This is a genomic window from Streptomyces sp. DvalAA-14, assembly GCF_900091855.1.
GTDB lineage: Bacteria > Actinomycetota > Actinomycetes > Streptomycetales > Streptomycetaceae > Actinacidiphila.
The window spans coordinates 1-9,679 of record NZ_FMCH01000066.1; the positions used below are offsets into that span (position 1 = coordinate 1).

8 protein-coding genes are annotated in these 9,679 nt (G+C 73.7%); 3 read left to right on the top strand and 5 right to left on the bottom strand.

Going from position 1 to position 9,679, the window contains the following annotated elements:
* The 3 genes from thpR to GA0115240_RS03035 all read right to left on the bottom strand — a co-directional run.
* Positions 1-424: RNA 2',3'-cyclic phosphodiesterase (gene thpR / locus GA0115240_RS03025; protein WP_107407084.1), on the bottom strand; the 424-nt coding region annotated here is incomplete at its 3' end.
* On the bottom strand, positions 421-1,860 hold the full coding sequence (locus tag GA0115240_RS03030) for an MFS transporter (protein ID WP_093735088.1): 1,440 nt from the start codon (positions 1,858-1,860) through the stop codon (positions 421-423). The genes GA0115240_RS03030 and thpR, both read right to left, overlap by 4 nt.
* Before the next feature lie 170 nt (positions 1,861-2,030).
* A complete protein-coding gene (locus tag GA0115240_RS03035) occupies positions 2,031-2,408 on the bottom strand; it encodes a MarR family winged helix-turn-helix transcriptional regulator (RefSeq protein ID WP_093735092.1) in 378 nt (125 codons plus the stop codon).
* A gap of 267 nt (positions 2,409-2,675) precedes the next feature.
* On the opposite strand from GA0115240_RS03035, the gene GA0115240_RS03040 reads away from it, so the two are divergent.
* Positions 2,676-2,948 carry a DUF2530 domain-containing protein gene (locus GA0115240_RS03040; RefSeq protein WP_093735089.1) on the top strand — a complete coding sequence of 91 codons (273 nt, stop codon included), beginning with the start codon at positions 2,676-2,678 and terminating at the stop codon, positions 2,946-2,948.
* A gap of 92 nt (positions 2,949-3,040) precedes the next feature.
* Here GA0115240_RS03040 and GA0115240_RS03045 read toward each other — a convergent pair whose 3' ends face one another.
* On the bottom strand, positions 3,041-6,259 hold the full coding sequence (locus GA0115240_RS03045; RefSeq protein ID WP_093735090.1) for a sacsin N-terminal ATP-binding-like domain-containing protein: 3,219 nt from the start codon (positions 6,257-6,259) through the stop codon (positions 3,041-3,043).
* 383 nt (positions 6,260-6,642) lie between these two features.
* Positions 6,643-7,431: a DUF3027 domain-containing protein gene (locus GA0115240_RS03050; protein WP_093735091.1), complete on the bottom strand. Its 789-nt coding sequence runs from the start codon at positions 7,429-7,431 to the stop codon at positions 6,643-6,645.
* Positions 7,432-7,700: 269 nt separating this feature from the next.
* Between GA0115240_RS03050 and GA0115240_RS03055 the strand changes: the two genes are divergently transcribed.
* Positions 7,701-9,077 carry an MFS transporter gene (locus GA0115240_RS03055; protein WP_256069516.1) on the top strand — a complete coding sequence of 459 codons (1,377 nt, stop codon included), beginning with the start codon at positions 7,701-7,703 and terminating at the stop codon, positions 9,075-9,077.
* 96 nt (positions 9,078-9,173) lie between these two features.
* Positions 9,174-9,665 (top strand): hypothetical protein, encoded by a 492-nt coding sequence (locus GA0115240_RS03060; protein ID WP_176724972.1) that lies wholly within the window; start codon positions 9,174-9,176, stop codon positions 9,663-9,665.
* Positions 9,666-9,679 lie beyond the last annotated feature (14 nt).

Below are 9,679 nucleotides of genomic sequence, written 5' to 3' on the forward strand. Positions count from 1 at the left end.
CGCCCGTGGCGCCCCGCCGGGCGCCGCCGTTGCGGGCCACGGTGAGATGCGGCTGGAAGCCGTGCGCCTCGTCGGCGGGCGCCCCGGCCCGCCGGGCGGCGGCGCGCACCGAGTCGGCGAGCCTGCCCACCCCGGTCAGATCGCCGTCCGCCCCGATCCACAGCGCGCGCTCGCCGAAGCGTCCGGCACCGGACAGCCGCATGGCGTGCGGCCCGTGCCGATGGGCGGCCCGGCCGAGGCGTTCGTCCAGGTCGGACCGCACGCTGTCGGGTACCTCGCCGAGGAAGGCGAGGGTGAAGTGCCAGCCGCTCCGGTCCGTCCAGCGCAGGGCGGACGCCCCGTCGAGCCGCCGCACGGCGTCCAGCGCCCCGGCGAGTTCACCGGCCGCGGCCGGGGGCGGCAGCAGGGCGACGAAGAGCCTCATCCGGTCGGGGTGAGGCTCTTGGTCGCACCCGTGTCGCCGCCGCGGTCCTCGGCGTCGTCGCGTATCGCCGGCTCCCCGTCGGGGCGGGACTCACCGTCGGCAGCGGCCTGCGCGGTCCCTTCCCGCGGTACGAAGGCGACCAGCGGCCGGCCCGTCGTCCGCCGCAGGTCCAGCCGGACGCGCAGCCCGCCCGCACGTGCCAGCACCAGGCCGACACCGAGCGCGGCGGCGGCGGAGATCAGGCCGCCGGACAGGAAGCCGACCCGGGCCCCGTACGTATCGGTGACCCAGCCCATGACCGGGCCGCCGATCGGGGTGCCGCCGACGAAGACCATCATGTACAGGCTCATCACCCGGCCGCGCATCACCGGCTCGGTGGCGAGTTGCACGGTCGCGTTGGCGGTGGTGTTGAAGGTCAGCCCGAAGATGCCGATCGGCACCAGCAGGGCGGCGAACAGCCAGTACGACGGCGCGATCGAGGCCAGCGCCTCCAGCAGGCCGAACACCAGCGCGGCGGCGACCAGCATCCGCAGTCGGCTGCGGGTGCGGCGGGCGGCGAGCAGCGCGCCGATCAGTGAACCGCCGGCCATCAGCGAGTTGAGCAGGCCGTAGGTGCCGGCGCCGCTGTCGAAGACCTTGTTGGCGAAGGCAGACAGCCAGATGGGGAAGTTGAAGCCGAAGGTGCCGATGAAGCCGACCAGCACGATCGGCCAGATGAGTTCCGGCTTCCCGGCGACGTAGCGCAGGCCCTCGCGGAGCTGGCCCTTGCCGCCGCGCGGCGCCCGCTCGATCTTGTGCAGCTCCGAGGTCCGCATCAGCAACAGGCCGGTGAGCGGGGCGATGAAGGACAAGCCGTTGATGAGGAAGGCCCAGCCACTGCCGACGGCGGTGATCAGCACACCGGCGACAGCGGGGCCGACGAGGCGGGCGGCCTGGAAGTTGGCGGCGTTCAGCGAGACGGCGTTGCGCATCACGGACGGGCCGACCATCTCCACCACGAAGGTCTGCCGGGTGGGGTTGTCCACCACCGTGACCATGCCGAGCACGAACGCGATGGCGTAGACGTGCCAGACCTGGACTTCCCCGCTGAGGGTCAGGCCGGCCAGGGTCAGGCCGAGCACGCCGAGGGCGGCCTGGGTGCACAGCAGGATCTGCCGCTTGGGGTAGCGGTCGGCGATCACACCGCCGTACAGCCCGAACAGGAGCATGGGAAGGAACTGGAGGGCGGTGGTGATGCCCACCGCGAAGGATGAGCCGGTGATGCTCAGCACCAGCCAGTCCTGGGCGATCCGCGACATCCAGGTGCCGGTGTTGGAGATCACGGCGCCGGTCGCGAAGAGCCGGTAGTTGCGGACCTTGAGTGCGCTGAAGGTGCCCGTCTTCCCGCCGGGCTGTCCAGGTTCGGTTGCGGTGTCTGTTCCGGCTGCCGAACTCAATCGGTTCTCGCCTCCCCATCATCGGTGTGTCAGGTGCGCCGGCTTCCCTCGGTCGGGCGGGGTCCGCCGGGCGGCGGACCGGGCCGGTGCGTGTCCCGGATCTGAGCTGTCTCAGGTCGCGACAGTCGTGCGTGTTACGGGCTTTGCAGGTGTTACAGGTGTTGCGGGTGTTACAGGTGGGCGAGCTTTTCCAGGACGGGGGCCGCCTGGCGCAAGATGGCCAGTTCTTCTTCGGTGAGGCCCTCGGCGAGCTGGGCGAGCCAGGCGTTCCGCTTGTCGCGGCTCTCGGCGAGCATCGCGGCGGCCTCGTCCGTACGGCTCACCACCACTTGGCGGCGGTCGTCGGGGTGCGGCTCCCTGCGGACCAGCGCCTTGGCCTCCAGCATGGCCACGATGCGGGTCATCGACGGGGGCTGGACGTGCTCCTTGCGGGCCAGTTCGCCTGGGGTCGCCGACCCGCAGCGGGCCAGGGTGCTCAGCACCGACATCTCGGTGGGGCTGAGCGACTCGTCGACGCGCTGGCTGCGCAGTCGGCGGGAGAGCCGCATCACGGCACCACGCAGCTCATTGACGGTCGCGCGGTCGTCCTCGGACAGTTCGGTCACACTAGTTAGGTTAGCTTATTACCTTGGCTAAGCAAACTGCGCCCCGCGGCAATCTCACGCGTACGAGTGAAGCGGCTACCGAAAGCGAGCCACCGGGGCGGGCGCCGCACCGGACAGCCGCACCGGACAGCCGCACCGGTCAGCCGCACCGGTCAGCGGGTCCCGGTGCCGGGTTGCCGGGCGGGGCGGGGCGCCGCCTACGATGGGCGCATGACCAGCAAGCAGCGGATTCCCCTGCGCGAGGCCCCCGAGCCGATGGAGGCCAACGACGTCGCGACCATCACGGTCGGCGTGGTGGTCTGGTTTGTGCTGTTCCTGGTGCAGGTCCCGTTCTACGGCTGGTACTCCGACCACGGCCACGCCTGGTTCATCTGGACCTGCCTGGCCGGCGGCAGCTGCGGGCTGCTCGGCCTGTGGTACGTCCGCACCCGCCGGGACGCGATCCGGCGGGCGGCGGCCGCGGCCCGCACCCCGCAGGCGTAGCCGACGCGAGGACAGGCCCCAGGTCAGGCGCGAGAACAGGCACGAGGCCAGGCGCCAGGACCACCGCCCGGCGCCCCCCGGCGCCGGCCGCGTCAGTCGAACCAGCGCGCCTCGGCCAACTCCTCGGTCCGGGTCGGGTCTTCGAGCAGCGCGGCCAGTTCGAAGCGCCGCTCCCAGCGGCCGGCCGCCCAGGCCAGCCCGGCCGCGACGCCTTCCACCGTCGAGGCGTGCAGGACACCGTCCACCCAGCGCCAGTCGACCTCGACCTCGCCGGTGAGCAGCAGTTCCTCGTGCTCCACATAGCTGCTCGGCGCGCCCGGCAGCAGGTCGTGGACGGCGGGCAGCACCTCGTGCCGCTCGCCCTCGGAGATCACGGCCGCGTCCACCGCGTCGCTCAGTCGGCGGACCTGGAACAGCTCGGCCAGGTCGGCGGCCAGCCGGGGCGGTACCGGCAGCAGCGGATGGCTCCCGGCCAGCGGCAGCAGATCGGGGGCGTCGGCGACGAGGGCTTCGCCCGCGTCCACCACGACCGCCTCGCCGTTGACGATCGCCCGCAACTCGTCGGGGAGCGTGACCTGTTCAGGGTCGAGTTCGGCGAGGGCCGCGTACAGGCCGTGCAGTTGGGCGGAGCCGACCTCCCGCTCCGGCTCGGCGAGCCGGCCCAGCAGCTCGGCGGCGCCGCCCGGTTCGGCCAGCAGGGCGGCAACGGTGGTGCGCACCCCGAGGGCTCGCAGCACCTGCTCGTCCACGCCCTCGTCGGTCTCCGCCTCGTCGTACAGCCCGCTCAGCAGCCGGTCGCCGCCGGCCGCGCGCAGGCCCACCGGGCGGCGGCCGCCGAGCACCGGGTGGTCGCGCAGCCACCAGGCGGCGTAGGCGCGGACGGATTCGGTGGTGCCGTCCGGCAGCAGGACCCGGATCGGCGCGGTCACCGCGTCCCGCAGCGGCGGCCGGGACAGCAGGGCCAGTGCCTGCGGCCAGGCGTCGTCGTCCACCAGGTCCAGGTCGCGCACGCCGATGATCTCGGTGGCGACCGGTGGCACATCGGTCTCGGGGAGCTGGTCGAGGACGTCCTCGCACCACACGTCGATCGCGTCCAGCAGGCCCACGTCGTCGGGTTCGGCGAAGTCACTGTCCCGGGGCTCCAGGTCGTCCGGGTCGAGGACGACGTCCTCCGCCCGGACCAGGGCGAAGGTGGCGAGCACGCCGACGGCGGTGAGCGGCTGTTCGCCCCAGCGGGCGGCCAGTTCGGCGTCCACCGCGGCGAGTTCGCCCTCCCGCAGCACCTGTTCCAGCACGCTGCCGGGCAGGATCAGCTCGCCGGCCGGGGCGAGTTCGCCGTCCTCGTCGGGCAGCGCCAGCCCGGCCAGCCACGGCTCGTCACCCGGCGCCAGGCCGGCCGCTTTGGCCAGGCCCAGTACGGTGTCCGCCAACTCCTCGGCGTCCAGCCCGCTGTCGTCGTCCCAGGCGGCCCGGTCGTCGTCCAGCGAGGCGGCCACCGCGGCACGCACCTGCGGCGTGGTCAACACGGCGCGGGGCGTGGCCGGCTGGGCGCCCAGCTTCTCCAGCAGCGGGTGGGCGGCGTCGGCGTGTGCGACCCGCAGGCCGAGCCGGGTCAGCAGCAGGGGGTCGGCGGCGGGCGTTTCGTTCTCGCCGCGCACCGGCAGCAGCACCTGCCGCGGGCCGACCACGGTGCGGCCGTCGGCGAGCGGTACGGGCAGGCCGCTGAGGATGTCGGAGTCGGTGCCGGCCAGCGCGTCGTAGAGGCGGTACCACCACTCGGCGGGGCGCTCGGCGCCGGCCAGCCGGTCCACCGCGTCGGCCAGTGAGAGCCGGGCGACGCCCAACTGGCGCAGGGCGGGGCGCCGTTCTAGTGAGGAGGGGACCAGCGTCGGCAGCACCTCGGCCAGCACGCGGACGGCCTCGGCGGTGGCGCCCTCCACCACCTCGGCCTCGACCGGGCGCAGCGCCTGGCCGTCACCGGTCAGCGGGCCGCCGTCGTCCCAGGCGTCCGGGTCGGCGGCGGGGACCGGTGCGGCCTCGGCGGGCGTCTCGGTGGCGCGCGGCAGGAAGGCGGTGCGGGGCAGCGCGGCGAGGATCCGGCGGCGCAGTTCGGCGTCCAGCTCGCCGGTCCCGAGCGGGCCGGGGACCAGGTCCACCACGCCGGTACCGACCGGCCGCCAGTCCGCCATCAGCCGGACGTACGCCTCGGCGGCGCGGTCCAGCAGGAAGTCGGTGAGCGGGCCGAGGGCGGCGTGCCGCCGGGTCGGGTCGAGCGGGAAGGACGCGAGCAGCAGGGCCGGCAGCCCGAGGGGCTCGTCGGTGGGCGTCGGAGCGTGCACGACGGCGGCGGTACGGGGTGCCTGCGGGGCGCCCTCGTCGTCCACCGGCACGGCCCAGGTGACCGACCAGGCCGGGCGCAGCCGCTCCTCCACCGGCCGGTCCACGAGGAGTTCGGGTTTCAGAGCCCCGCCGGCCGCGTCGACGCGCCAGCGGGTGGGGGTGGTTCGGGCGCTGTCTTCCACCAGCACGTCGGTGGCGTCCAGTTGACGGCGGGTCAGGGTCCGGGTGCTGTCCGGCAGTTCGATGACGACTTCGGTGAGGCCGGGCAGGGCGAGCAGCAACGCGTCGTCGATGCTTGCCAGCAGACGGGCCGTCAGATCGACGGCGGAGGCGTCGCGCAACGGAAGCACGACGACGGTGTCGTATGTCTCCGGTGCGGCGCCCTCGGCGGCGAACGGCAGCCTCAGCAGCGGGACATGGCCGTCCCGGCGACGCAACTCGTCTTCCAGTCCGGGGACTTCGGCGCTCAGCTCACGGGCTTCGGCGAGCGACCAGCGGACGCCGCCGGTGCGGCTGAGCACGGCGGGCTCGTCGCTGACCGCGAGGACGGCGGCGAAGCCGACGCCGAAGCGGCCGACAGCGGCCGGGCCGTCGTCGCGTTTGGCGGAGGCCCGCAGCGTGGACAGCGATTCCACGGCGGCCGCGTCGAGCGGGGCGCCGGTGTTGGCGGCGGTGAGGATCGCGGGGGCCGCGTCCGCGCCGTCCGCGCCCTCCTCGGCCGGGTGCAGGGTGAGGCGGAGGCGGCCGGGGACTGCGGCGCGGGTCGCCGCGTCGGCGGCGTTCTGGGCGAGTTCGATGGCGAGGCGGTCGCGGTATCCGCCCAGCGCGAGGTCCTCCTCGGCGTTGGCGTCCTCGCGGAACCTCGCGGTCGAGGTGGCCCAGGCACCCAGCACCGCTTGCCGCAGGCTTGCCGTACGGAAGGGGTCCGCCTGGCCTTCCGGGGCCGTCCGTACAACACCTGCGCGGGTCACTACGGGCCCTTCCGTCGCCGTCCACGGCCCGCTCGGGGCCCCTGCAGTCGTGACGGTACCGCCATCCGGGGACCCCGGGCCCGCCGGGCCCTTCCGCGCGGGCCGATGCCCCGGCTCGCCCGTCCCCTGCCGCCCGCCTCGCCGTCGGCGGCCGCCCGCCCAGGGCGCCTGCGGCGCGATCCCTCCCACCCGCGGCCATCCGAGCGAGTCGGCGGCCCGCTCCCTCTCTGCCCGTGGCCCATCCGCCATCGGTGACGAACGGGGGCAAACGGGCGGAGCCCGACGAGTCACCCCGCACGCCATCGCCGCGGGCCCGCGGCCCCGCTCCCCCACCCCCGGAAACTCGCACCCGCCGGCGGCGGGAAGCCTCACCCGGCGCAGCGCTATCCCTCCGCCTCCGCGTCCTCCAGATCATCCAGCACCATCGGCGACAGCTCCACCGCCTTCGGCATCACCGCCGCCTCGGAGTGGGCACCGCAGCCGTAGCCGAGCGAGACGGTGTGGCCGTCGGCCGGCGAGTATTCGTTGGCGCAGATACCGAACGCCTGGCCGAGGGAGCCGGAGATCGGGATGAGGAACGCGCAGGTGTCGCACTGGGCCGGTGCGGCCTGGGCCATCGGGGTCTTGGGGCCGAACTCCTCCTCCCACCGGTCCGCGGCGGTGTGGAGGCCGTAGCGGGACAGGACCCGGGGGCGCCCCATGCCGAGCTCGGCCGCGACCGAGCCGATCTCCGCCACCGACGGCACGGGCAGCGCCGGCCCTCCCTCGTCCACGGGAGCGGGGGCGGGCACGGGCGCCGCCGCCCACCCGGGCTCCAGGCGGAGATCGTCCGCCTCGGCCGGCAGCAGGTCGCCGGGGCCCATGTCGCCGGGCCGCAGCCGCTCGCTCCACGGCACCCAGGTGGGGGCCAGCACGGCGTCCCCGCCGGGTAGCAGCACCGTTTCATCGATGGTGATCTGCTTGGATCGCGACGCCCGGGTCAAGGTGGTGGCCCAGTGCCAGCCCCGGTAGGCCGGCTCCTCGCAGGCGAAGTGGTGGGTGACCACCCGGTCACCCTCCGCGACCACCCTCAGGTGTGCGCCGACGGAGTCTGGCCCCGCCGCCTCCTGCGTCACAGCCAGTGCGACATCGACCGCCTCGGCGCACAGGCGGTCTGGGGTACGGCTTCGCATCGCAGGACTCACAGAAATCGTTTCTCTCTCTACGCCGTCTCACGTGTGCGCCCACAGGGGACGGACCCGGTACGAGGAGCGGTGGCGGAGCGGACCTGTGGACCGCGTCAACGCCTTCGTTCCTTGCTTCCCGGTCAGTTTCCCCGGTCTGCCCGAGCGTCCCCCGGGCGCACCTGTTGGCACTATTCTGCGCGATCGCACGCTACCTGTGCGCACCACCACTGCAAAGGAGGGGGTGCGGGTGCTTCGGATTGGGGCAGGATGGCGTCGTGGCACGAACCGTGACCGCGGGCCCTGGGCCCGTACGCAGGGGAGGGCGCGCCCTCGCGCACGGCGTGGGGCGGGCCCTGGGCGGCGTGCTCCGGCGTATCCGCCGTACGACACGCGCGGGAGGCGCGGGCGAGTCGGGCCTGTCGAAACTGATCGAACTGCACGCGGTGAACTCCGCCGGCGACGTGTTGATCACCGTCGCGCTCGCCTCCACCGTGTTCTTCTCGGTGCCGACCGGCGAGGCGCGCGGCCGGGTGGCGCTCTATCTGCTGGTGACGATGGCGCCCTTCGCCGTCCTCGCGCCGGTGCTCGGTCCGCTGCTCGACCGCTTCCAGCACGGCCGCCGGGCGGCGATGGCCACCTCGATGGTCGCCCGCGCGGTGCTGGCCTGGACGATGGCCGGGGTGGTGTCCACCGCCGGGCTCGGGCTGTATCCGGCCGCGCTCGGCGTCCTGGTGTCCTCGAAGGCGTACGGCGTGGTGCGCAGCGCGGTGGTGCCGCGGCTGCTGCCGGGGCGGACGACGCTGGTGAAGGCGAATTCCCGGGTCACGCTGGCCGGTCTGCTGACCACGGCGGTGTTCGGGCCCATCGGGGCCGGGCTGCACTTCATCGGGCCGCAGTGGCCGCTGTACGCCGCCTTCGTGGTCTTCCTGTGCGGCGCGCTGCTGTCGATGTCGCTGCCGCACACGGTGGACTCGGCGCGCGGTGAGGCCAAGGTCCGGCTGACCGCCGACGAGGAGACACCGCCGGAGCCGGCCGGCATCCCGGGGAAGAAGCCGGGGCTGCTGGGCGTCGGTTCCTCGGTCCTGCACGCGCTGCAGGGCAATTCGGGGCTGCGGGCGCTGTCCGGCTTCCTGACGATGTTCCTGGCCTTCATGCTGCGCGAGCATCCGCTGGGGGGCTTGAGTCCGGCGGTGTCGCTGAGCGTGGTCGTCGTCGCGGCCGGCGGCGGCAACGCGCTGGGGACGGCGCTGGGTGCCTGGCTGAAGTCCCGGGGGCCGGAGATCATCATCGCCACCGTGCTGGTGATCGCCTTGTCGACGGCGACGGTCGCGGCCAGCTTGTTCGGGTTGTTCACGGTGGCGGCGCTGGCCGCGGTGGCCGGTATCTCGCAGGCGCTGGCGAAGCTGTCGCTGGACGCGCTGATCCAGCGGGACGTGCCGGAGACGGTCCGCACCTCCGCGTTCGCCCGTTCGGAGACGGTGCTCCAGCTGGCCTGGGTGGTCGGCGGCGGCATCGGCATCATCCTGCCGCTCATCGGCTCGCTGGGGATGTCGGTGGCGGCCGGCCTGGTACTGGTGGCGTTCCTGACATCGGTACGCGGCCTGCTGGGCGCGGCCCGGCGGGGCAGTTCGGCCGCGGCTCGGGTGGCGTAGGACCTCGCGGAGTCCTGGTGGCCGGGTGCCCAGGAGCCCTGGTGGAGGGCCCACCCCGTGGCGGACGGCCCTCAACGGCCCGGTAGCCTCACCCCCATGAGCATTCGCCGCGCCGCCACCGCTATCGGTGCCATCTCCCTGGGGCTGATCGCCCTCACCGCCTGCGACAAGCCGACCGCGCTGGCGACGGTGACCGTTGGCTCCAAGTCCGTCCACGCGGAGGCGAGCAGCAAGTGCTACGCCGACGGCAAGAAGCTGCCGCAGCCGATCTTCCTGGCCTGCCTGCAGGCCAAGCCGACCCACCACATCACGGTGCCGGTGGGCGACCAGGTCCGGATCGGCGTGGACCCGGGCATCGGTGACAAGGGCTGGCTGCTCGTGCAGGGCACCACCCTGGTCACCAGCGAGCTGCTCAAGCACAAGACGTACTGGCAGGTCGACAGCGCCTCGCTGTTCACCACCCAGGACCCGCAGACCGGCCAGAGCTCGATCCAGAAGTCGGTCACGCTGAATGTCGTGGAGTCGACCGACACCACCGGCGGCAACGTCTTCCGGGTGATCTCCTTCACGCTGCTGCGGGGCAAGTGACCGACCCCGTGGCG

What these genes read in the sequence shown, in the direction of transcription:
- GA0115240_RS03050 (WP_093735091.1), bottom strand. Translation starts at nt 7,431, where the DNA reads ATGCGAAGCCGTACCCCAGACCGCCTGTGCGCCGAGGCGGTCGATGTC.
- GA0115240_RS03060 (WP_176724972.1), top strand. Translation starts at nt 9,174, where the DNA reads ATGAGCATTCGCCGCGCCGCCACCGCTATCGGTGCCATCTCCCTGGGG.
- GA0115240_RS03040 (WP_093735089.1), top strand. Translation starts at nt 2,676, where the DNA reads ATGACCAGCAAGCAGCGGATTCCCCTGCGCGAGGCCCCCGAGCCGATG.
- GA0115240_RS03035 (WP_093735092.1), bottom strand. Translation starts at nt 2,408, where the DNA reads ATGCGGCTCTCCCGCCGACTGCGCAGCCAGCGCGTCGACGAGTCGCTC.